Origin of the sequence: Streptomyces sp. NPDC018026, assembly GCF_044327745.1 — a bacterium.
Taxonomy (GTDB): domain Bacteria; phylum Actinomycetota; class Actinomycetes; order Streptomycetales; family Streptomycetaceae; genus Streptomyces; species Streptomyces rubrogriseus.
This window is the reverse complement of sequence record NZ_JBIRFY010000001.1, coordinates 1,293,314-1,314,228: the sequence shown is the minus strand read 5'-3', so window position 1 is coordinate 1,314,228 and position 20,915 is coordinate 1,293,314. Positions and strand designations below refer to the sequence as shown.

Here is a 20,915-nt window from a genome sequence, read left to right as displayed (position 1 = left end):
AGGCCCACGGTGGGTGGACCCCCGCACCGGGGTGGTGCTGGCCACACCCCCACTTCGGGGGTAGCCGCCATCCCCCCGCCGGACGCGCAGCCCACATACTGTGGCGCATGGCCAACCCAACGGTGCTCGTCGAGAGCCTGCCCACGCCCGCACAGGAGAAGGATCGCGAAAGGGGAAGCGACTTTTCCGAACTCTCCCGGCGCATAGCCGGCGCGGGGCTGCTCCGGCGCCGCCCGCTGTACTACACCGTGCGCTTCGGCGCCGTCGCCCTCGCGCTCGCCGGCGGTGTCGCCGCGTTCGTCGCCCTGGGGGACAGCTGGAGCCAGCTGTTCGTCGCGGTGGCGCTCGCCGTCGTCTTCGGCCAGCTCGGACTGGCGGCCCACGACCTCGCCCACCGGCAGGTCTTCACGCGCCGGCGCCCCAGCGAGGCGGGCGGTCTGCTGGCGGCCAACCTGCTGCTCGGCATGAGCTACGGCTGGTGGATGAACAAGCACACCCGCCACCACGCGAACCCCAACCACGAGGAGAAGGACCCGGACGTCTCCCCCGACATCCTGGTGTGGTCACGGGGCCAGGCCAGCAGGGCGACCGGGCTCCCCCGGTTCATCGGCAAGCACCAGGCGGCCCTGTTCTTCCCGCTGTTGACGCTGGAGGGCCTGAACCTGAGCTTCAACAGCTTCAAGGCGCTGGGCAGCCGGGCCGTGAAGCGGCCGGTCCTGGAAGGCACGCTGCTCGTCGTCCACTTCGCCGTGTACTTCGGCGGTCTGTTCACCGTCCTCTCCCCGGGCAAGGCGCTGGTCTTCCTCGCCGTCCACCAGGGCCTGTTCGGGATCTACCTGGGCTCGGTCTTCGCCCCCAACCACAAGGGCATGCCGATGATCGAGGAGGGCATGCGGCTGGACTTCCTGCGCCGTCAGGTCCTGACCTCCCGCAACGTGCGGGGCGGTGCGCTGATCGACGCCTTCATGGGCGGCCTCAACTACCAGATCGAGCACCACCTCTTCCCCAGCATGCCGACCCCCGCCCTCGGCCGGGCCCAGGCCATCACCGAGGCGTACTGCGCCGAGTTGGGCGTGCCCTACCACCAGACGGGGCTGCTGGCGTCGCACCGCGAGGCCCTGCGGCACATGAGGAGCGTCGGGGAGCCGCTGCGCGCCGCGTCCTGATCGGCGGTCAGCTCTGCAGCACGCCGGTGCCGAGCAGCCCGAACAACAGGACGCCGACCGCGATCCGGTAGACGACGAACGCGTTGAAGGTGTGCTTGGCGACGAACTTCAGCAGCCAGGCGATGGACGCGTAGGCCACCACGAAGGAGACCAGGGTGCCGACCGCCAGGGGCGCGGCACCCGCTCCCGTGCCCAGGGCGTCCTTCAGCTCGTACAGTCCGGCTCCGGTCAGGGCCGGGATGCCGAGGAAGAAGGACAGCCGGGTGGCGGCGACCCGGTCCAGGTCGAGCATCAGGGCGGTGGACATGGTGGCACCGGAGCGGGAGAAGCCCGGGAAGAGCAGGGCGAGGATCTGGGAGCCGCCGACCAGCATCGCGTCCTTGAAGGACGTGTCGTCCTCGCCCCGCTTGTGCCGGCCGGTGCAGTCGGCCCACCACATCACGCCGCTGCCGACGATCAGCGAGCCGGCGACCACCCACAGCGAGGCGAGCGGGCCCTTGATCAGTGGCTTGGCGGCGAGGCCGACGAGGACGATGGGGACGGTGGCGAAGATGACCCACCAGGCGAACTTGTAGTCGTGGTGGTACCGCTCCTCGCGGTCGCGCAGCCCGCGTCCCCAGGCGGAGACGATCCGCGCGATGTCCTTGGAGAAGTAGACGAGCACGGCGGCGATCGCGCCGACCTGGATGACCGCGGAGAAGCCGATGACGGCGTCGTCGTCGACCGGGATGCCCATCAGCCCCTCGACGATCTTGAGGTGTCCGGTGGAGGAGACGGGCAGGAACTCGGTCACCCCCTCGACGGCTCCGAGGACGACGGCCTGACCGATGCTGATGGCACTCATGGCATCCAGTTCCTACTACACCGGGCTGTGTGCCCGGCGTCAGGTCCAGAGCGCGTCGGCCAGAGTCACCCCCGCGAACGCCGCCGCGAGGCCGGCCGCCACGCTTCCCCCGACGTTCACGGCGGCGTGCAGGCGCGCGCCGGTCTCGGTCAGCCGGAGCGTCTCGTAGGAGAAGGTCGAGTAGGTGGTGAGGGCGCCGCACAGCCCGGTGCCCAGCAGCAGCCGCAGCTCGGAGCCGACCGCTCCGGCCAGGGCGGCGCCGGTCAGCAGGCCGAGGACGACGCTGCCGATCACGTTCACCGTGAAGGTGCCCCAGGGGAAGACGGAGTCGTGCCGGGACTGCACGGCGCGGTCGGTGAGGTAGCGCAGCGGGGCGCCGATCATGCCGCCCGCGACGACGAGGAGCCAGTTCACGACTGCCTCCGGCCCTCGTACCTGACGACCTCGCACGGGTCGAGGGTGACCAGGCCCTCGGTGACGAGTTCGTCGAGCACCGGCAGGAAGCCCCGGACCCGGTCCTCGGTGTCGACGACGACGACGGCCACCGGCAGGTCCTCGCTCAGGGACAGCAGCCGGGTGGTGTGGATGAGCGAGGAGGCGCCGAAGCCCTCGACGCCGCGGAAGACGCTGGCACCGGCCAGGCCCGCGGCGTGCGCGCGGTGGACGATCTCCGAGTACAGGGGGCGGTGGTGCCAGGTGTCGTTCTCGCCGACGTACACGGTCAGGCGCAGGGCGCCGCCGGTCAGCCTCGTCATGACTGCCTCCACTTCAGGACCCGGCGGGCCGCCCATGCGGCGAGCCACACCGCCGTGAGTGCCGCGAGCGGGGTCGCGGCGAGGTAGGCCAGGCCGGTGGGGACCCGGCCGTCGGCGAACAGGGACCGGCTGTCGACGGCGTAGGTGGAGAAGGTGGTGAAGCCGCCGAGCACACCGGTGCCGAAGAAGGGCCGGACCAGGGGGTGGGCGGGCCGGAGCTCGGTGATGACCACCATGAAGACGCCGATCACGGCACAGCCGACGGCGTTGACCCCGAAGGTCGTCCAGGGGAAGCCCCCGGGCGGTGTCGGCCACCAGAGGGAGGCCGCGTAGCGGGCGGCTGCTCCGGTGCCTCCGCCGAGGGCCACGACCGCGACGACCGGTGCCTGGGTGCGCCACGCGGACCGTCTCGGGGTGGTGGCCCGGATGCCGCCGGGACGCCCGGTCTTCGGGACTGCCATGGTCGTACGTCTCCTACTCGCCGGGCAGGGGGATGCCCTCCTGCGCTGGTCAAGTAGGGACCGTTGGCGGCGCCGGCCGCGGTTCGGGTACGGCGGGCCCCACCGCCGCGCCGCGCCCCTCGGGCCGCGGCTGAATGCTCAGCGTAACGCCGGGGCGGCGCCCGGGTCACTCCGGGAGGGCGCCCGGGTCGCTCCGGGAGGCGCCCGGGTCCTGCCGGGAGGCGCCCGGGTCCTGCCGGGAGGCGTCGGCGCCTACCAGCCCTTCTCGAACATCCGGGCCACCTCGGCGATCCGCACCTCGTCGCGCCGGTAGTAGGTGCGGCGGCGGATCCGGGTGGTGCGGAGCAGGCCGAGGCGGGTGAGGAGCCCGAGGTGGGTCTCGGCCACCCGGCGGGAGACGCCCAGCCTCGCGGCGACGGAGCCCGCGTGGACACCGTGCTCCGCGGGGTCGACGTGACGCTGCGGCGGGAAGTGCGCGGCCGGGTCCCTCAGCCACTCCAGGATGTCGAGACGTGTGCCGTGCACGGGGGTCCTCGGCATCGCGTCCTCCCTCCGTGCGGGCCCGCCCGTACCGTGTCCCTCCACCTTCCCGCAGCCGGGGCCCGGTTGTCCGGCAACCGGGCCATTTGCACATTCAACCAATATCGGTTCCGGTGCTACCGTTCAGTCATGGGAGCCAGGACGGCCGGTGCGCGGCTCGAGGAACGGTGGCGGGACATCCTGTCGGTGCACGCACGCACGATGTGCGAGATCGACCGGGCGCTGCACCCGCACGGGCTGGGCGCGAGCGACTTCGAGGTGCTCGACCTCCTCGTGACCGGTGCGCCCGACGACGGCGACCGGTGCCGGGTGCAGAACCTGGTCGGCCGGGTCCACCTCAGCCAGAGCGCGCTGTCCCGGCTCATCGCCCGGCTGGAGAAGGACGGGCTGGTGCGGCGCTCCATGTGCGCGGAGGACCGGCGCGGCGTGTACGTCACGCCGACCTCCAGGGGCCGTGAGCTGCACGCCGAGATACTGCCGCTGCAGCGGGCCGCGCTGGCCCGCACGCTCGGCGACGACGACGAAGGCCCCCGCCCCTGACCCGGGACGCGGGCCTCCGCCCCGGCCTCGGCCTCAGGGACGGGCCAGCAGGGTGCGCACGCCGTCCGAGGTGAGGGTGAGGCGGTGCTCCGAGCCGGCGTCGATGGACAGCGACAGGTCGTCGGCCGGCCACTGCGCGGCGAGGGCGCCGAGCGGCACCATGCGGTAGCGGGAGACGTACGGCAGCAGGTCGGCCATCTCCAGTTCCGAGGTGAACACGGGCACCACCTGGCCGCCGCCCTGCTGTTCCAGGACCGGCAGTGCCAGCATCCCGGGGTCGGCGGCGTCCTGGTCGTTCGCGTCGTCGGGCACCGGCACGAGGACGTCGCTGCTCGCGAGCGTGTCGAGCGCCGCCGTGTTGTCGGCGGTCTCGCCGGTGTCGGTGGTCTCGGCGAGCGTGTCCAGTGCCCGCTGCGCGGGTGTCACGGGGTGGTCGTTGGCGGGTGTCTCCATGGCATTTTCCCTGGTAGCGGCGGCGTTACGGCCCGCACGGACGATCGGCGCGGACGCGGTCCAGCCTCGCGTACCCGGTCACCCACGGCGCAACCCTGTTCGAGCCACGTACACGATCCCGTACTCATCTGATCGGCGAGGGGCCCACTTGATCGATCGACAACGCGGTGGGGTTAGCATATGAGCGCCGCCTAGCTCGAAAGATAGAGACGTGACTGTCAACGACGACTCGTTCACCAACTGGAAGCACCGCGAAGAGACCGCGGAATCGATGATCCCGATGATCGGGAAGCTGCACCGGGAGCAGGACGTCACGATCCTGCTGCACAGCCGTTCCCTGGTGAACAAGTCGGTGGTCAGCATCCTCAAGACCCACCGCTTCGCCCGCCAGATCGCCGGGGCGGAGCTGTCGGTCACCGAGACGATGCCCTTCCTGCGCGCGCTCACCGCGCTGGACCTCGGCCCCTCGCAGATCGACATCGGCATGCTCGCCGCGACCTACCGCGGCGACGACCGGGGTCTGTCGGTGGAGGAGTTCACCGCCGAGGCCGTCGCCGGTGCCACCGGCGCCAACAAGATCGACCGGCGGGACGGCCGCGACGTCGTCCTGTACGGCTTCGGCCGCATCGGCCGGCTCGTCGCCCGCCTGCTCATCGAGAAGGCCGGGTCGGGCAACGGGCTCCGGCTGCGCGCCATCGTCGTCCGCGGGGGCGGGGAGCGGGCCGCCGAGGACATCGTCAAGCGCGCCTCGCTGCTGCGCCGCGACTCCGTGCACGGCCAGTTCCAGGGCACGATCACCGTCGACGAGGACAACAGCACGATCCTCGCCAACGGCAACGCCATCAAGGTGATCTACGCGGACGACCCGACGCAGGTCGACTACACGGCGTACGGCATCAAGGACGCCATCCTGATCGACAACACCGGCAAGTGGCGCGACCGCGAGGGCCTGTCGAAGCACCTGCGCCCGGGCATCGACAAGGTCGTGCTGACCGCGCCGGGCAAGGGCGACGTCCCGAACATCGTCCACGGCGTCAACCACGACACCATCAAGCCGGACGAGCGGATCCTGTCCTGCGCGTCCTGCACCACCAACGCGATCGTCCCGCCGCTGAAGGCGATGGAGGACGAGTACGGGGTGCTGCGCGGTCACGTGGAGACGGTGCACTCCTTCACCAACGACCAGAACCTGCTGGACAACTACCACAAGTCGGACCGCCGCGGCCGCAGCGCGCCGATGAACATGGTCCTCACGGAGACCGGCGCCGCCTCCGCGGTCGCCAAGGCGCTGCCCGACCTGAAGGCGCGGATCACCGGCAGCTCGATCCGGGTGCCCGTGCCGGACGTGTCGATCGCGATCCTCAACCTCCAGCTGGCCCGCGAGGCGAGCCGCGAAGAGGTCCTGGACCACCTGCGCGAGGTGTCGCTGACCTCGCCGCTCAAGCGCCAGATCGACTTCATCGGCGCGCCCGACGCCGTCTCCAGCGACTTCATCGGCTCGCGCCACGCCTCGATCGTGGACGCGGGCGCGCTGAAGGTCGAGGGCGACAACGCGATCCTCTACCTCTGGTACGACAACGAGTTCGGCTACTCCTGCCAGGTCGTCCGCGTCGTCCAGCACGTCTCCGGGGTGGAGTACCCCACGTACCCGGCTCCGGCAGTCTGATCGGATCAGATCCGGTCCGGTCCGGGCGACACGGAAGCGCGAGCGTGCGCGAGGGGCGGTGGGACACGGGTTCCCACCGCCCCTCGCACGTGCCGGTTCAGGGCGCCAGCGCGTCCGCGAAGAGCCGGGTCAGCGCGGTCGGTGCCGTGATGGCGGTGCCGACGACGACGCTGTGCGCACCCGCGGCGAGTGCCCGCGCGGCCTGCCCGGGAGTCGCGATACGGCCCTCGGCGATCACCGGGGTGTCCAGCGCACCGGCGAGGTCGGTCACGAGGGCCAGGTCGGGGGCGTCCTGCACCGGGGAGCCCGGCACGTAGCCGGACAGTGTGGTGCCGAGGAAGTCCGCCCCCTGGCCGGCTGCCGCGCGACCCTCGCCGAGCGTCGAGACGTCGGCCATGACCAGGACGCCCGCCGCGTGGACGGCCTCGACCAGGTCGGCGAAGGTGCTGCCGTCGGGCCGCGGACGCGCGGTGGCGTCGGCGGCGACGACCGCGGCCCCCGCCTCCACCAGGGCCAGCGCGTGGCGCACGGTCGGGGTGATGAAGACGCCGCTGTCGCCGTCCTTCCACAGACCGATCACCGGAAGGTCGACGGCCGCGACGGTGGCGGCGACGACCTCGGGGTCGTTGACGCGTACGGCCGCCGCGCCGCCGGAGCGCGCCGCCAGGGTCATGCGGACCAGGGTGTCGGTGTGGCGCATCGGATCGCCGGGAGGTGCCTGGCAGGACACGATCAGGCGGCCCTTGAGCCGCTCGGCCAGGGACGGAGGCGAGGTCGGGGGCGCGACCGGGGGCGGGGTCATGACGGGGCTCCGGTGGTGGGGGGCTGGTGCAGGGGCAGGGTGCGGGGCAGCGCGGCCGCCCCGAGGACCGCGGCGTCGGCGCCGCCCCGCGGCAGGCGCGGGCGCAGGCCGCGCAGCGGCGGCATGAGTTCGGCGCTGAAAGCCGCGCACAGGGCGTCCCAGTACAGGGCGCCGATGCGGGGCACGCCCCCGGCGACGACGACGCGGTGCGGGCCGAGCGCGTTGGCGAGGCCGCCGAGGACCCGGCCGGTGGCGCGGGCGCCGAGCGTGATGGCCGCCCTGGCGTGCGGGTCGCCCAGGGCGGCGCGTGCGGCGACGGTCTGGAGCCGGTCGGCCGGTTCTCCGCCGAGCCGTGCGCAGTGGGCGGTGATGGCGGGGCCCGCCGCGACCGCCTCCAGGTGGCCGGTGGCCCCGCAGGTGCAGGGCAGCCCGTCGGCCTCCGGGCTGGGCAGGTGCCCGAGGTGCCCCGCGATTCCGGCGGCTCCGTGCAGCATGCGGCCCGCGGCGGCGACCGCCCCGCCGACTCCGGTGCCGACGGCGGCGTAGAGGAGGGTGCCGTCGTCGTCCGGGCCGTACAGTTCCGTCGCGGCGGCGGCGCGTACGTCGTTGTCGCAGGCCACGGGCAGGCCGGTACGGGTGGCGAGACCGGCCGCGAGGGCGGTGCCGGCCCAGCCGCGGATGGTGTCGGTGGCGCTGGTGACGGTCCCGGTGACGGGGTCGATCACGCCGGCCGCGGCGACGCCGATCGCGGTGGTGCCATGGACCCGCACCGCGCGGGCGGCGATGGCCAGGGCGTCCAGCACCACCTCGGCGCCCTCCGTCGCCGGGGTGGGCAGGGTGTGCCGGGCGAGCACCGTGCCGTCGGTCCCGACGAGGGCGGCGGCGATCTTCGTACCGCCCAGGTCGAGGCCGATGACCGGCGCGTCGGGGTGCGGTGCGGTCATCGGACCGGCAGCAGCCCGGCGCCGCGCAGGTGCCGCTCGACGTGGGCGACGGAGTCCTCGCCCAGCTGGATCTGCGGCGCGGCGGTGGTGCCGTGGCTGAACACTCCGAGCAGCCGCAGGGCGTGCTTGAAGGCGCCGATGGCCGAGGAGTTGCGGCCCATCTCGCTCTCCGGGCCCGCGTCGACCAGGCCGAACAGCTCGACGAGCCGCTCCTGTTCCTTGGCCGCGCCGTCCAGGTCGCCGCCGCGCACGGCGTCGTAGAGGCGGACGTATCCGGCGGGGTCGACGTTGCCGAGGCCCGGGACCACGCCGTCGGCGCCGGCCAGCAGGGCGGCGTCCACGGTCAGTTCGGAACCGGTGAGGATGCTGAAGCAGGGGGCGGGGCCGTCGGCGCGACCGTGTCGTCCGCCCAGTTCGACGACGAGCCGGCGCAGGCCGCCCTCGTCGCCGCTGCTGTCCTTGAGCCCGGCCAGCGTGCCGTCCTCGGCAAGTTCGCGCACCAGGGCGGCGGAGAGCTTGCTGTGCACGGAGACGGGGAGGTCGTAGGCGTACAGGGGCAGGTCGACGGCGGAGCGGATCGCGCGGAAGTGGGCGGCGATCTCGCGCGGGTGGGTGCGGGCGTAGAAGGGGGCGGTGGCCACCAGGGCGTCGGCACCGGCCGCGCGGGCGGCCTCGGCGTGGACGAGTACCCGGGGGGTGGTCATGTCGATGACACCGGCGAGGACGGGGACGCGGCCCGCGACCGCCTCGACGACGGTGTCGAGGGCGGCGGCCCGCTGCCGGTCGGTGAGGAAGGCGGCCTCGCTGCTGGAGCCCAGGGCGAACAGCCCGTGCACTCCCCCGCCGACGAGGTGCTCGACGAGCCGGGTGAGCGAGGCGGTGTCGACTTCGCCCGACGCGTCCAGAGGAGTGCAGACGGGCGGCACGACGCCGCTCAGGGGCTGGGACGAGGACATGGTGTTTCTCCTGGGCTGTGCGGGTGGTGGAACGGGTGGAACGGGCCGCCGGGCGCCGGGGTGCCGGCGCCGGGCGGCCCGTGGCCGGCTACGGCTGGGTGACGGTGAACGTCGTGTCGCCGTAGGAGTGCCGGCCACCGCGGACCTCGTAGGCCGCGGTGGCCCGCACGTCGCCCGCGGTGGCGTTCGCGGGGACCGTGACGGGGATCTTCATGTTGGCGCCCTGCCCGGGGTTGAGGGCGGGCACGGTGGTCTCCGGGGCGCTCCAGCCGTCCGGCAGGTCGAGCGAGACCGTGCCGGCGGGGAGCGGTACGTCGTTCTGGCTGACGACGCGGACGGTGACGGTGGTGGTCCGCCCGGCGGGCAGGGAGGCGGGCGAGGTGACGGTGACCGGCGCGCAGACTCCGCCGAGCCACGTCAGGTCGAAGGAGGAGTAGGTGATGTGGTCGACGTTGCCCCGCTCCCACAGCAGGCCGATGCCCGGGTTGGGGCCCGTGCCGTCGCTGAGCGGGGTGAGTGTCGAGTAGGCGGCGGCGCCGGACTCGACGGTCCTGCGCACCGGCCAGGTCTGCCCGTTGTCGCAGGAGAGGCGGACGGTGAGGTTGCTGCGGCTGTCGGTCGTGGCGGTGTTGCTGAACAGCAGCCACGAGGCGCGCGGGTGCGAGGCGTCCACGTTGGGCGCGAACCGCGTGACGGAGCCGTTGTTGGCCGGGTCCGGCAGCTCGGTGTCCTGCTGGAAGGGGGTGTAGGTGACGCCGCCGTCGGTGGAGTGGGCGACCGTCCGGTAGGGCCTGGAGCGGTTGTTGAGCATGACGCGGCCGTCGGACAGCTCCACGGTCTTGTTCTCGTCGCCGCCGGGGCCGACGGGGGTGCCCATCCTCCAGGTGGCGCCGTGGTCGTCGCTGTAGGCGCTCACCGCGTAGTTGGCGCCGTCCTTGCGGATGGCGTACTGCTGGATCAGGCGGCCCTTGTAGGTGCCGTGGCGCAGCTGGATGCCCTCGCCGGAGGCGGCGAACAGGCCGGCCCAGGAGGGGTCCTTGATGTCGGCGGTGATCCGCTCGTGCTGCCAGGTGAGGCCGTCGTCGTCGGAGTAGCTGTAGTCGGCCTGGAGGACGTCGGGGTCGCTCTCGTCGTTGCCGGTGGCCGAGCCGAAGAAGCCCTGGTTCACGGAGGCCGCGTAGAAGAGGAAGACGCGGCCGGTCTCGCGGTCGACGAGGAGGCTGGGGTCGCCGTAGCCCTTGGGGGCGGCGTCCTTGCGCACGACCTGCTGGGGCTGCCAGGTGGTGCCGCCGTCGGTGCTGCGCCTGAGGACGACGCCGATGTTGCCGGGCAGGTCGCCGAGGGTGGGCCGGGCGTCGTAGGCGGCGAGCAGGGTGCCCTCGGTGGTCCGGGTCAGGGCGGGGATCCGGTAGTAGGGGGAGCCGGTGCCGGCGGTGGCGAGGTCCTGCGAGGTGAGGGTGCCGGCGGCCGCGGCGGCCCGGCGGGGGGAGTCGGCCGCGTGGGCGGCGGGGACGGTGGTGCCCAGGACGACCAGGGCGGCGGTGCCGACGGCCAGGGTGACTCTTCGCTGCATGAACAGGCCTCTTCTCGGGTGAGGGGTCAGGCGAGTCGGGGGTTGTGCAGTGCGGTCTGGACGGTGGGGGCCTCGGGGCGGGGAGCGGTGAACAGTTCGCGCACCCAGGCGAGTTGTTCGCGGCGGTGGTGGCCGCCGCCGCCCTCGTGGCCGTTGAACCCGTAGACGCGCAGGTCTTTCGGGCCGCCGTAGCGGTGGTAGGCCGCGAAGCTCGTCGAGGGCGGGCAGATGTCGTCCATCATCGCGATGGAGAAGAGCGACGGGGCCGTGGCGCGGGCGGCCAGCAGGGCGGCGTCGACGTAGGACAGGGTGGTGAAGACGGCCTCGGTGCGGTCGCGGTGCAGGCGCAGGTACTCGGCGACCTCGGTGTAGGGCGGCCGGGCCGCGATCGTCGCGCCGCGCCGGATGTCGCAGAGGAAGGGGACGTCGGGCATCACGCCCGCCAGGTCCGGCACGAGCCCGGCCACCGCGAGGGCGATGCCGCCGCCCTGGCTGACGCCGGTGACGACGACCTTGTCCGGGTCCACGGCGGGGTGGGCGAGGGCGGCCTCCACGAAGCGCACCGCGTCGGTGAACACCCGCCGGTAGTAGTGGTCGTGGGGGCTTTCGACGCCGCGGGTGAGGAAGCCGGGGACGGTGCCGTTCAGGGCGGCGGTGTCGGGGGTGTCGCCGCCCGCGGTGGACCAGCCCTGGCCGCGGGTGTCCATGATGAGGTGGGCGTAACCGGCGTTGGCCCAGAGCACCTGCTCGTGCGGCAGGCCGCGGCCGCGACCGTAGCCGAGGAACTCCACCACGCAGCCGAGCGGCCCGCTCGCCCGGGCGGGCAGGTGCAGCCAGCCCCGGACGGGCTCGCCGGCGAACCCCGGCACCGTGACGTCGTGCGTCGTCACCTCGGTCAGGCCGGTGTCCACCGGGGTGAAGCCGGATGCGCCGCCGGCGTCCCGGGCCTCGCGGAGGGTCTGCTCCCAGAAGGCGTCGAGGTCGGCGGGCTCGTCGAGGTCGGGCCGCAGTGCCAGGCACTGGGCGAGGGTGAGGTCCGTCAGTGGCATGGAGGGGCCCCGGTGGGTGAGGCGTGCGCGCGGCGCAGCGCGGAGGAACGGGAGGGACCGGCCGGGCCGGTCCCGACGAGGAGAGCGGTTCGCCGGAGCGATTCACTCTCGATCAGCAGACGTCTGATGTCTGCTGATCGAGGACATTAGAGATCCCGCAGACGACCGTCAAGTGCCCCGGTCCGCGGTCCGCGCGCCGGACCGCCCGGCTCCGGGCACGGCGAAGGCGCCCCCGTCGGGGGCGCCCGCACCGTCCGTGCGACCCGGTCAGCGCCGGGCGCGGGCCTCCTCGATCCGCAGCCGCACCGGCGCGTAGTGCTCGGCGAGGGCCGCCGCGAACTCGGCCGGGTCACGGTCGCGCACGGCGTCCACGATGCGCTGGTGGTTGGCGATGGTGGCGGCCTCGTGCTCGCGGGTGAACACGTCGAGATGCGGCGCGACGATGACGTAGACGTCCCAGAAGGCCGCGGAGAGCTGGCCGATGAGGTCGTTGCCGAGCGGGGCCAGGAGCAGCGTGTGGAAGGCCCGGTCCGCCTCGACGAACCCGTGCCCCTCCCCCGCGCCGGCCCTGCGCATCTCGTCGACGTGCGCCTCGAGCCGGCCGATCTGCTCCTCGTCCAGCGAGGCGACGAGCCGCTCGGCCATGCCCCGTTCGAACAGCTCCCGGACCTCGATGAGGTCGCTCATCACCTGGAAGTCGTCGTCGGGGCTGAGCAGGCCGCGGAAGGTGAGGCTCTCCACCAGGGCGGACAGGCTCAGCCTGCCGACGTAGGTGCCGTGCCCGTGCCGCACCTCGACGATGTCGAGCGCGGTCAGGATCCTGATCGCCTCCCGCACACTGGACCGGCTCGCGCCGAGCGCCTCGCACAGGGCGGGCTCGGTCGGCAGCGGATCCCCCGGACGCAGATCGTTGCGCAGGATGTAGGCCTTGATGCCGTCGACGACCTCCTGGCGCAACGGTTGTCGTGCCGTCTTGGGCTCCGGCTCCCTGTGCCGAATCGCCCTTTGCCCCACCGCCACCTCTTGACCCCTCTCACTTGCCCGGCTACGTTCCCACGTTATCAAGCATCAGACATCAGACGTCTGATGCACCGTCGGTGAGGCGCCGACCACACTCGCCTCCTCCACCTTGCTCGACTCTTCATCTCCCGCCTGGAGGACTCCTTGTCCGCGCGCAGTGCAGCCGGCGTCGATCGCCGCACGTTCATGAGATACACCAGTGCCATCGGTGTGGCGACCGCGGTCACCACGGGCCTGACGGCCTGCGGCGGTCCGGCCTCCAGCGGAGACGGCACCGGCGGCTCGGGCAGCGGCGGCGACACCATCGAGGCCGGGCTCTCCTACCCGCTCTCCACCGGCTTCGACCCGATGATCACTTCGGGCGCGACCCCGTACGCCGCGAACATGCACATCTTCGAGGGGCTGGTCGACCTCGACCCGGCCACGCTCGTGGCGCGGCCGGCGCTGGCGACCGGGATGCCCAAGAAGATCAACGCGACGACCTACCGGGCCACCCTGCGCGAGGGCGCGACCTTCCACGACGGCTCGGCGGTCACCGCGGACGACGTGGTGTTCAGCTTCGAGCGGGTGCTGGACGAGGCGAACGCCTCGCTGATGGCGCAGTTCGTCCCGTTCGTCGACCGGGTCACGGCCGTGGACAGGTCGACGGTGGAGTTCAAGCTGAAGTACGCCTTCGCGCTCTTCCCGTCCCGCATATCCGTGGTGCGGATCGTGCCGAAGAAGATCGCGGGCGCGGACGCCAAGTCCTTCGACGCCAGGCCGGTGGGCTCGGGCCCGTACAAGTTCGTCTCGGCGGTCCGCGAGGACAAGATCGTCATGGCGGCGTACGACAAGTACAACGGGCCGCACCCGGCCAAGGCCAAGAAGATGATCTGGCGGCTGATGTCCGACCCGTCCGCCCGGGTCAGCGCGCTCAAGTCGGGCCGTGTGCAGGCCATCGAGGACGTGCCCTACATCGACGTCAAGGGGTTCACCGGCCAGGACAAGGTGGAGTCGGTCCAGTCCTTCGGGCTGCTCTTCCTGATGTTCAACTGCGCCGACGAGCGGTTCAAGGACAAGCGGGTGCGCCAGGCGCTGCACTACGCCCTGGACACCGAGAAGATCATCTCCACCGCGCTGCTGGGCAACGCCGAGGCCGCCTCCGGCTACGTCCCGGCCACCCACCCGGACTACCACAAGGCCGCCACCGTCTACGCGCACGACCCGGCCAGGGCCAAGAAGCTGCTCGCCGAAGCGGGCGCGGACAAGCTCTCCTTCACGCTGATGCTCACCGACAACGGCTGGGTCAAGGACATCGCGCCGCTGATCAAGGAGAGCTGGGCCGCGGTCGGCGTCGACGCCAAGCTGGACATCCAGCAGTCCGCCGCGCAGTACGCCGAGATCGACCAGGGCAACTTCGACGCACTGGCGGCGCCGGGCGACCCGTCCGTCTTCGGCAACGACGCGGATCTGCTGCTGCGCTGGTTCTACTACGGCTTCTGGCCGGAGAACCGTTACGGCTGGCAGGGCAGCGACGCCTACAAGCAGACCAGGTCGCTGCTCGACAAGGCGGCGGCCGAGGCCGACGAGGCCAGGCGCAAGGAGCTGTGGGGCCAGGTGACCGACCTGGTCGCCGACGAGGCCGCCCTGTACCCGATCCTGCACCGCAAGCTGCCCACCGCCTGGCGGGAAGGGGCGCTGAGCGGGTTCAAGCCGCTGCCCACCACCGGACTGTCCTTCCTCGACGTCGGCCGGGGCTGACTCCGCACGCCCCCCGCCGTCGGGCCGCCGCCGCGCCACCACCGGCGGCGGCCCCCGCCCCAATCGCTAGGAACCTCACGATGGTTGCATTCCTCCGGCTCGCGCTGCGCCGCGTCGCGATGATGCCGGTGATGGTCCTCGGCATCGCGCTGCTGGTCTTCGTGGTCCTCCAGTTCTCGCCGACCGACCCCGCGTACAACGCGCTGGGCGAATCGGCGAGCCCGGAGGCGCGGGCGGCGTTCGCCGAGGCGAACGGACTCGACGACCCGCTGCCCGTGCGCTACTTCGCCTTCCTGGGCGACCTGCTGCGCGGGGACCTCGGCGTCACCATGTCGCCCAGTCAGCCCGTCACCGACCGGATCGCCACCGCGTTCCCGCTCACGCTGCAGCTTTCCCTGCTCGGCCTCGCGCTGGCCGTCGTGCTGGCGCTGGTCTTCGGCGTCCTCAGCGCCGTCTACCGCGACCGCTGGCCGGACCAGGTCTTCCGGGTGCTGTCGATGGCCGGCATCGCGCTGCCCTCGTTCTGGATCGGCGTCCTGCTCATCCAGCAGTTCTCGCTGAACATGCCGCTCTTCCCGACCGGCGGCTACGTCAACCCGGCCGACTCCTTCTCCGGCTGGATCGAGAGCATGACGCTGCCCGCGCTCTCCCTCGCCCTGCCGGTCGCCTCGTCGCTGGCCCGCCTCATCCGCACCTCGATGGTCGCCGAACTCGACCGCGACTACGTGCGCACCGCCAGGGGCAGCGGCCTGCCGCCGTTCCTGATCATCCGGTCGGTGCTGCGCAACGCCCTGGTCACCCCGCTGACCGTGCTGGGCGTCAAGGTCGGTTACATGCTCAGCGGCGCCGTCGTCATCGAGGCGATCTTCGACCTGCCCGGCATGGGCAAGCTGATCCTCGAAGGGGTCAACGGCGGCGACGTGGGACTGGTCCAGGGCACCGTGCTCACCATCGCGATCGCCTTCCTCGTGGTCAACGTCGTCGTCGACCTGCTCTACCTGCTCGTCAACCCGCGCATCAGGACGGTGTGATGTTCGCTCCACGCTCCCTCGCCGGGCACCTCGCCCGGCCCGGCACCCGCCTGCGCCGGCTGCCCGTCTCCTCCCGGATCGCCCTCGGGCTCCTCCTCGTGGTGGTGCTGGGCGCGGTGTTCGCCCCGCTGCTCACCCAGGACCCGCTCGCCACCGGCATTCCCGCCCGGGCCCCGGGCGCCGACCACTGGTTCGGCACCGACCGGGCCGGGCGCGACGTGTTCGCCCGCGTCGTGCACGGTGCGCGCTACTCCCTGGTCATCGGACTCGGCGCGACCCTGCTCGCCCTGGTCCTCGGCTCCGCCCTGGGCGCGCTGGCGGCCACCTCGCGCAGGCTCGCCGACGAGTCGGTGATGCGCACGCTCGACGTCGTCATGTCCTTCCCGCCGATCGCGCTGGCCGCCGTGCTCGTCGCGGTCTTCGGGCCCAGTGTGCCGGTCATCATCTTCACCATCGCGTTCGTCTACTCGCCCTCGCTCGCCCGCGTGGTGCGGGCCAACGTGCTGGAGCAGTACGGGGAGGACTACGTCGCCGCCGAGCGGGTCGTCGGCGCCCGCCGCGGCTACATCGTGGCCCGGCACGTCGCGATCAACTGCGCGGCGCCGGTGCTGGTGTTCGCGACGGTCATGGTGGCCGACTCCATCATCTTCGAGGCGAGCCTGTCCTTCATCGGCGCCGGTGTGCAGGATCCCGACCCGAGCTGGGGCAGCGTGCTGGCCTACGGCCGGCAGATCCTGCTGTCGGGCGGCTGGTGGGCGACCCTCTTCCCCGGTCTGTGCGTGCTGGTCACGGTGCTCGCGCTGAACGTGCTCTCCGAGGGCATGACCGACGCCGCCGCCTCCCCGGACCGCTCCCGCACCGGCGGCACCGACGCCGACGACAACACCGGCGCCGCCGCTCCCGCCGCGGACGAGGCCGAGGTGAACGCCGCGCTCGCCGAACTGGCGGCCCGGCTCGGGGCCGTGGAGCCCGCCGTGCCGCCGCTCGCCGAGGACGCGGCCGACCTGCTGGTCGTACGGGACCTGTCCATCCGCTTCCCGGACCGCTACGGCGACACCCGCGTCGTCGACGGCATCTCCTTCACCGTCCGCGAGGGCGAGACCCTCGGCCTGGTCGGCGAGTCGGGCTGCGGCAAGTCCGTCACCAGCCTCGCGATCATGGGCCTGCTGGCCCGCAACGCCGAGGCCGGGGGCGAGATCCGCTACCGGGGCCGAGACCTGCTGAAGCTGAGCCCGAAGGAGCGCCGGGCGCTGATGGGTCCGGAGATCGCGATGGTCTACCAGGACGCCATGTCGTCCCTGAACCCGTCCGTGCTGATCGGCACCCAGCTGAAGTGGCTCACCTCCCGCGGCGGCACCCGCACCCCCGCCGAGCTGCTCGAACTGGTCGGCCTCTCCCCCGAGCGCACCCTGCGCAGCTATCCGCACGAGCTGTCCGGCGGCCAGCGCCAGCGCGTGCTGATCGCGATGGCCCTGTCCCGCGGTCCGCGCCTGCTGATCGCCGACGAGCCGACCACCGCCCTCGACGTCACCGTGCAGGCCCAGGTCGTCGAGCTGCTGGTCCGGCTCCGCGACGAACTCGGCTTCGCGATGGTCCTCGTCTCCCACGACCTCGCCCTGGTCGGCGACCTCGCCCACCGGGTCGCGGTCATGTACGCCGGTCAGGTCGCCGAGGCCGGTGACACCCGCGCGCTGCTGACCGATCCGGCGCACCACTACAGCCGGGGGCTGCTCGGCTCGGTCGTCTCGCTGGAGTCGGGTGCCGAGCGGCTGCACCAGATCCGCGGCGTCGTACCGGCCCCGAAGGCCTTCGGCCCGGGCTGCCGGTTCGCCTCCCGCTGCGCCGCCGCCAGCGAACTCTGCGCCACCACGCCGCCGCCCGCCACCGACCGGGACACGGGCCCGGACCACCTCTTCGCCTGCCACCACCCCGCGCCCGCGAAGTCGCTGGAGGGTGCCCGATGACCGCCACCGAGGACCGCACCATGGACCCACTCGTCCGGCTCGACCGCATCCACGTACGGCACCGGGCCCGCAGCGGCGGCATCCTGCGCCGGGACGCCGTGCACGCCCTGACCGACACCTCGCTGGAAGTCCGGCCCGGCGAGATCCTCGGCCTGGTCGGCGAGTCGGGTTGCGGCAAGTCCACGCTGGCCCGCGTGGTCACCGGACTGCAGCGCCCCACCGAGGGACACGTGTACTTCCGGGGCCGGGACCTGTGGACGATGAGCGCCGCCGAGCGCCGCACCGGGTTCGGCGCCGCCGTAGGCGTGGTCTTCCAGGACGCCTCCACCGCGCTGAACCCGAGGCTGCCGGTGCGCCGGATCCTGCGTGACCCGCTGGACGTGCACCGGCGCGGCACGTGGGCCGGGCGGGAGGAACGGGTGGCGGAGCTGCTCGACCTGGTCGGGCTGCCCGGGCACACACTGGACGCGCTGCCGGGTCAGCTGTCCGGCGGCCAGCGCCAGCGGGTGGCCATCGCCCGCGCCCTGGCGCTGGAGCCTGAGCTGATCGTCGCCGACGAGCCCACCAGCGCCCTGGACGTGTCGGTGCGCGCCCAGATCCTCAACCTGCTGGTGGACCTGCGCGCCCGGCTGGGCCTCGGCATGGTGTTCATCTCGCACGACGTCCAGACGGTCCGGTACCTCGCGGACCGCATCGCGGTGCTGTACCTGGGCCGCGTGGTCGAGGAGGGCGGGGCCGCCGAGGTCTCCGGCGCCCCCCGGCACCCGTACACCGAGGCGCTGCTCTCCGCGACGCCGAGCCTGCTGGAACGCCCCGAGCGGATCGTGCTGCACGGCCCGGTGCCCTCGGCCACCCACCCGCCCTCCGGCTGCCCGTTCCGCACCCGCTGCTGGAAGGCGGACGACGCCTGCGCCACCGTCTTCCCGGCGGCGGCGCAGGGACCCGGGGCACATCGGTGGCACTGCGTCCATCCGCAGCGGAGCGACGCGCCGGACGGGGCGCCGGTCGGAGGCTGACGGGTATCGGCCGGCCCGGGCCGGGGCATGCGTGTGAGGGCACGCCCCGTCCGGGCGCCGTGCGGCACGACGGCATGCTGATACGAGAATGGTTCCATGAACGCACTGGTTCGGCGCTCGCCCTGGGTCGAGGTGCTGGTCTGGTGCGTGGCCGTGCTGAGCCTGACCGTCCTGGCCGCGGCGGCCGTCGTCCGCAGTACGGTGCTGGACCCCGGGTTCTACGGCCAGGTGCTGGAGGACGAGCACGCCTACCAGCGCTTCTACGACGAGGTGCTGGTGGACCCGCGCAGCACGCCGTTCACCAGCGACCTGCTGGAGCGGCTGCCCGTTCCGCAGTCGACCATCACCTCGAACCTCAAGGTGGTGGTCCCGCCCGAGACGCTGCGGACCATGGCCCAGGGCCAGATCACGGAAATGGTCCACTATCTGGAGGGCGACCGCGAGCGGCTGCGGATCACCGTCGACCTGGAGCCCGTCGTCGCGAACGTCGAACGGCTCAGCCAGGCGTACTTCGGTGATGCCGTCGCGGCGCTGCAGAAGCGGTCCGAACCGGACTTCCAGGCTTTCGTGCAGCACCTGAGTGAGCTGGTGGCGCGGGTGGTGGCCGGTGAGGCGCCGCTGGACGAGCTGCCGACGCTGCCGCTCTCGCACAGCCAGGCGGACGCGGCCACGGACGCGCTGATGCGGCTGGTGCCGGACGGCGCGACGCGCGACGGCGTCAGATCGACCGTGCTGACGGCCCTGAACCGGGGCGACGTGGCCTCCGCCCTGGCCGCGATCGCCCCGGTGGCCCTGACCGACCAGGTCCGGGCCACCGCCGAGGAGCTGTTGCGGGAGGCGAAGCAGGGCACGTGGGTGGTGACCGTCGACGTCGAGCCCGGGACCGAGGCGCTGGCTCCGCTGGACCGTGCCCGCAAGGTCACCCGGCTCTTCCAGGAGGTGGTGGAACCGGCGGCGGCGGTGCTGTGCGCCGCCGCGCTCACCCTGCTGTGGTTCCTGAGGCCGTCGCCCGCCAAGCGCCGGCTGATTCCGCTGGGCTGGGTGCCGGCCGCCGCCGCCTCGCTCATGGCGCTCACCGTGCTCGTGCTGCGGCTCACACTGGGCGACACGCTGTTCGGCACCCCGCCGTCCTGGCCGCCCACGGCCACGGGGCTGCTCGCCGACGTGCAGGCCGCGGCGCTCGACCGGCTGCTGACCACCGCCGTCGTGGTCGCGGTGATCCTGCTCGCCGCGGGCGCGCTGCTGATCACCGTCGGCTGGGTCTGGCAGACCCGGCCCAGCGTGCCGGTCCTCACCGATCCGCGGCACGTTCCGGCGCTGACCTTCACGGTCACCGCCGTCGCCCTCGTCGGGACGATGCTGGCGCCGGTGGCGATCAGCGGTTCCTCCCCGCGGATCTGCCAGGGCAGTGCCGAGCTGTGCGACGCCCGCTACGACGAGATCGCCCAGCTCGCGTCGCACAACGCGATGGCGACGACGGCCGACCGGTTCATCGGTCCGCTCCAGGATCCGGACATCGTCGGTCAGCTGGGCGCCGGGTCGCGGGTCCTGCTGCTCGACACCCACCGCTGGGAGCGGCCCGAGGAGGTCGCGGAGCGGCTGAGCACCTCCGACTTCTCCCCCGCCGAGCGCCGTCGGCTGACCGCGATCCTGCAACGGGTGAACCCGCCCCATCCGGGCCTGTGGCTGTGCCACTCGGTGTGCGGCGCCGGGGCCCTCGAACTGGAGCCGACGCTTCGGCAGATCGGCGAGTGGCTGCGCGACAACCCCACGGAGGTCGTCACGCTGATCCTCCAGGACGGCGTGGACGCGGTGACGACGCAGGACGCCTTCGTCCGGGCCGGTCTCTCGGACCTGCTGTACGAGCCGGACCGGGACCCGGACCGTCCGTGGCCGAAGCTCGGGGACATGATCGACAGCGGGCGGCGGCTGGTCGTCTTCGCGGAGAAGGCGGACGGACCCGCGCCCTGGTACCGGAACCTGTACCGGTACGCCATGGAGACGCCCTTCGCCTTCCGCAGCCCGGACGAGATGTCCTGCCTGCCCAACCGGGGCGGCTCGGACCAGCGGCTGTTCCTGCTGAACCACTTCGTCACGGCGGGCGGCGGGCTGCGCCTCGACGCCGGGGTCGTCAACTCCCGGCAGCGGGTGCTGGAGCGGGCGCACACCTGTGAGCGGCAGCGCGGCAGACCGGTCAACTTCATCGCGGTGGACTACGCGACGATCGGCGACGCGCTCGGCGCGGTCAACGAGCTCAACGCCGAACGCGTCGAGGACGACCCCCGCCTCCCGGTCGAGCGCACCCCCGGCCGGATTCCGGGCGCGGCGGAAGCCCGGCGACGCGGTGGTGCTCCGCGCCGCCGGGCGGTTTCCTGGTGACCGGCTGTTCCTGCCG

General features: G+C 72.7%; 20 protein-coding genes. 8 read left to right on the top strand and 12 right to left on the bottom strand.

What is annotated here, in order from left to right:
- Positions 1 to 107 precede the first annotated feature (107 nt).
- Positions 108 to 1,166: a fatty acid desaturase family protein gene (locus ACH4D3_RS05420; RefSeq protein WP_398316527.1), complete on the top strand. Its 1,059-nt coding sequence runs from the start codon at positions 108 to 110 to the stop codon at positions 1,164 to 1,166.
- A gap of 7 nt (positions 1,167 to 1,173) precedes the next feature.
- Here ACH4D3_RS05420 and ACH4D3_RS05415 read toward each other — a convergent pair whose 3' ends face one another.
- From ACH4D3_RS05415 to ACH4D3_RS05395, 5 genes are all read right to left on the bottom strand, one after another.
- A complete protein-coding gene (locus ACH4D3_RS05415; RefSeq protein WP_398316525.1) occupies positions 1,174 to 2,010 on the bottom strand; it encodes an undecaprenyl-diphosphate phosphatase in 837 nt (278 codons plus the stop codon).
- 39 nt (positions 2,011 to 2,049) lie between these two features.
- Complete coding sequence (crcB, locus tag ACH4D3_RS05410; RefSeq protein WP_398316524.1) at positions 2,050 to 2,424, bottom strand: fluoride efflux transporter CrcB; 375 nt, start codon at positions 2,422 to 2,424, stop codon at positions 2,050 to 2,052.
- Entirely contained in the window at positions 2,421 to 2,765 is a 345-nt protein-coding gene (locus ACH4D3_RS05405; RefSeq protein WP_398316522.1) for a DUF190 domain-containing protein, read from the bottom strand. The genes crcB (ACH4D3_RS05410) and ACH4D3_RS05405 overlap by 4 nt, the downstream gene beginning before the upstream one ends.
- The gene (gene crcB, locus ACH4D3_RS05400) at positions 2,762 to 3,226 is read right to left on the bottom strand and encodes a fluoride efflux transporter CrcB (protein ID WP_398316520.1); all 465 of its coding nucleotides are present in this window, start codon (positions 3,224 to 3,226) and stop codon (positions 2,762 to 2,764) included. The genes ACH4D3_RS05405 and crcB (ACH4D3_RS05400) overlap by 4 nt, the downstream gene beginning before the upstream one ends.
- A gap of 252 nt (positions 3,227 to 3,478) precedes the next feature.
- On the bottom strand, positions 3,479 to 3,766 hold the full coding sequence (locus tag ACH4D3_RS05395; protein WP_398316518.1) for an ArsR family transcriptional regulator: 288 nt from the start codon (positions 3,764 to 3,766) through the stop codon (positions 3,479 to 3,481).
- 129 nt (positions 3,767 to 3,895) lie between these two features.
- Here ACH4D3_RS05395 and ACH4D3_RS05390 point away from each other — a divergent pair, with 129 nt between their 5' ends.
- Positions 3,896 to 4,306, top strand: a complete 411-nt coding sequence (locus ACH4D3_RS05390) for a MarR family winged helix-turn-helix transcriptional regulator (protein WP_398316516.1) — start codon at positions 3,896 to 3,898, stop codon at positions 4,304 to 4,306.
- Positions 4,307 to 4,339: 33 nt separating this feature from the next.
- On the opposite strand, the gene ACH4D3_RS05385 is transcribed toward ACH4D3_RS05390, so the two are convergent.
- Positions 4,340 to 4,759, bottom strand: a complete 420-nt coding sequence (locus tag ACH4D3_RS05385; RefSeq protein ID WP_398316514.1) for an SseB family protein — start codon at positions 4,757 to 4,759, stop codon at positions 4,340 to 4,342.
- A 211-nt stretch (positions 4,760 to 4,970) separates the two neighbouring features.
- Here ACH4D3_RS05385 and ACH4D3_RS05380 point away from each other — a divergent pair, with 211 nt between their 5' ends.
- Positions 4,971 to 6,425, top strand: a complete 1,455-nt coding sequence (locus ACH4D3_RS05380; RefSeq protein WP_398316512.1) for a glyceraldehyde-3-phosphate dehydrogenase — start codon at positions 4,971 to 4,973, stop codon at positions 6,423 to 6,425.
- Positions 6,426 to 6,522: 97 nt separating this feature from the next.
- Here ACH4D3_RS05380 and ACH4D3_RS05375 read toward each other — a convergent pair whose 3' ends face one another.
- The 6 genes from ACH4D3_RS05375 to ACH4D3_RS05350 form a co-directional block, all read right to left on the bottom strand.
- On the bottom strand, positions 6,523 to 7,227 hold the full coding sequence (locus ACH4D3_RS05375; RefSeq protein WP_398316510.1) for an N-acetylmannosamine-6-phosphate 2-epimerase: 705 nt from the start codon (positions 7,225 to 7,227) through the stop codon (positions 6,523 to 6,525).
- The gene (locus ACH4D3_RS05370) at positions 7,224 to 8,171 is read right to left on the bottom strand and encodes an ROK family protein (protein WP_398316508.1); all 948 of its coding nucleotides are present in this window, start codon (positions 8,169 to 8,171) and stop codon (positions 7,224 to 7,226) included. Before ACH4D3_RS05370 ends, ACH4D3_RS05375 begins: the two co-directional genes overlap by 4 nt.
- Complete coding sequence (locus ACH4D3_RS05365) at positions 8,168 to 9,127, bottom strand: dihydrodipicolinate synthase family protein (protein ID WP_398316506.1); 960 nt, start codon at positions 9,125 to 9,127, stop codon at positions 8,168 to 8,170. Before ACH4D3_RS05365 ends, ACH4D3_RS05370 begins: the two co-directional genes overlap by 4 nt.
- A gap of 88 nt (positions 9,128 to 9,215) precedes the next feature.
- Positions 9,216 to 10,700, bottom strand: a complete 1,485-nt coding sequence (locus tag ACH4D3_RS05360) for an exo-alpha-sialidase (RefSeq protein WP_398316504.1) — start codon at positions 10,698 to 10,700, stop codon at positions 9,216 to 9,218.
- A gap of 26 nt (positions 10,701 to 10,726) precedes the next feature.
- The gene (locus tag ACH4D3_RS05355) at positions 10,727 to 11,749 is read right to left on the bottom strand and encodes an acetylxylan esterase (RefSeq protein ID WP_398316502.1); all 1,023 of its coding nucleotides are present in this window, start codon (positions 11,747 to 11,749) and stop codon (positions 10,727 to 10,729) included.
- 267 nt (positions 11,750 to 12,016) lie between these two features.
- Complete coding sequence (locus ACH4D3_RS05350; protein WP_398316500.1) at positions 12,017 to 12,769, bottom strand: FadR/GntR family transcriptional regulator; 753 nt, start codon at positions 12,767 to 12,769, stop codon at positions 12,017 to 12,019.
- Between the two features lie 186 nt (positions 12,770 to 12,955).
- Between ACH4D3_RS05350 and ACH4D3_RS05345 the strand changes: the two genes are divergently transcribed.
- The 5 genes from ACH4D3_RS05345 to ACH4D3_RS05325 all read left to right on the top strand — a co-directional run bounded on the left by ACH4D3_RS05345 (position 12,956) and on the right by ACH4D3_RS05325 (position 20,899).
- Positions 12,956 to 14,509: an ABC transporter substrate-binding protein gene (locus ACH4D3_RS05345; RefSeq protein ID WP_398316498.1), complete on the top strand. Its 1,554-nt coding sequence runs from the start codon at positions 12,956 to 12,958 to the stop codon at positions 14,507 to 14,509.
- An 80-nt stretch (positions 14,510 to 14,589) separates the two neighbouring features.
- Positions 14,590 to 15,540, top strand: a complete 951-nt coding sequence (locus ACH4D3_RS05340; RefSeq protein WP_398316496.1) for an ABC transporter permease — start codon at positions 14,590 to 14,592, stop codon at positions 15,538 to 15,540.
- Positions 15,540 to 17,504 carry a dipeptide/oligopeptide/nickel ABC transporter permease/ATP-binding protein gene (locus ACH4D3_RS05335; RefSeq protein WP_398316494.1) on the top strand — a complete coding sequence of 655 codons (1,965 nt, stop codon included), beginning with the start codon at positions 15,540 to 15,542 and terminating at the stop codon, positions 17,502 to 17,504. Before ACH4D3_RS05340 ends, ACH4D3_RS05335 begins: the two co-directional genes overlap by 1 nt.
- On the top strand, positions 17,501 to 18,520 hold the full coding sequence (locus ACH4D3_RS05330) for an oligopeptide/dipeptide ABC transporter ATP-binding protein (RefSeq protein ID WP_398316492.1): 1,020 nt from the start codon (positions 17,501 to 17,503) through the stop codon (positions 18,518 to 18,520). The genes ACH4D3_RS05335 and ACH4D3_RS05330 overlap by 4 nt, the downstream gene beginning before the upstream one ends.
- A gap of 96 nt (positions 18,521 to 18,616) precedes the next feature.
- Positions 18,617 to 20,899: a hypothetical protein gene (locus ACH4D3_RS05325; protein WP_398316490.1), complete on the top strand. Its 2,283-nt coding sequence runs from the start codon at positions 18,617 to 18,619 to the stop codon at positions 20,897 to 20,899.
- Positions 20,900 to 20,915: the final 16 nt, after the last annotated feature.

Coding starts and splice junctions, on each gene's coding strand:
- ACH4D3_RS05420 (WP_398316527.1), top strand. CDS start 108: ATGGCCAACCCAACGGTGCTCGTCGAGAGCCTGCCCACGCCCGCACAG.
- ACH4D3_RS05415 (WP_398316525.1), bottom strand. CDS start 2,010: ATGAGTGCCATCAGCATCGGTCAGGCCGTCGTCCTCGGAGCCGTCGAG.
- ACH4D3_RS05405 (WP_398316522.1), bottom strand. CDS start 2,765: ATGACGAGGCTGACCGGCGGCGCCCTGCGCCTGACCGTGTACGTCGGC.
- crcB (WP_398316520.1), bottom strand. CDS start 3,226: ATGGCAGTCCCGAAGACCGGGCGTCCCGGCGGCATCCGGGCCACCACC.
- ACH4D3_RS05395 (WP_398316518.1), bottom strand. CDS start 3,766: ATGCCGAGGACCCCCGTGCACGGCACACGTCTCGACATCCTGGAGTGG.
- ACH4D3_RS05390 (WP_398316516.1), top strand. CDS start 3,896: ATGGGAGCCAGGACGGCCGGTGCGCGGCTCGAGGAACGGTGGCGGGAC.
- ACH4D3_RS05385 (WP_398316514.1), bottom strand. CDS start 4,759: ATGGAGACACCCGCCAACGACCACCCCGTGACACCCGCGCAGCGGGCA.
- ACH4D3_RS05375 (WP_398316510.1), bottom strand. CDS start 7,227: ATGACCCCGCCCCCGGTCGCGCCCCCGACCTCGCCTCCGTCCCTGGCC.
- ACH4D3_RS05370 (WP_398316508.1), bottom strand. CDS start 8,171: ATGACCGCACCGCACCCCGACGCGCCGGTCATCGGCCTCGACCTGGGC.
- ACH4D3_RS05365 (WP_398316506.1), bottom strand. CDS start 9,127: ATGTCCTCGTCCCAGCCCCTGAGCGGCGTCGTGCCGCCCGTCTGCACT.
- ACH4D3_RS05360 (WP_398316504.1), bottom strand. CDS start 10,700: ATGCAGCGAAGAGTCACCCTGGCCGTCGGCACCGCCGCCCTGGTCGTC.
- ACH4D3_RS05355 (WP_398316502.1), bottom strand. CDS start 11,749: ATGCCACTGACGGACCTCACCCTCGCCCAGTGCCTGGCACTGCGGCCC.
- ACH4D3_RS05345 (WP_398316498.1), top strand. CDS start 12,956: ATGAGATACACCAGTGCCATCGGTGTGGCGACCGCGGTCACCACGGGC.
- ACH4D3_RS05340 (WP_398316496.1), top strand. CDS start 14,590: ATGGTTGCATTCCTCCGGCTCGCGCTGCGCCGCGTCGCGATGATGCCG.
- ACH4D3_RS05335 (WP_398316494.1), top strand. CDS start 15,540: ATGTTCGCTCCACGCTCCCTCGCCGGGCACCTCGCCCGGCCCGGCACC.
- ACH4D3_RS05330 (WP_398316492.1), top strand. CDS start 17,501: ATGACCGCCACCGAGGACCGCACCATGGACCCACTCGTCCGGCTCGAC.
- ACH4D3_RS05325 (WP_398316490.1), top strand. CDS start 18,617: ATGAACGCACTGGTTCGGCGCTCGCCCTGGGTCGAGGTGCTGGTCTGG.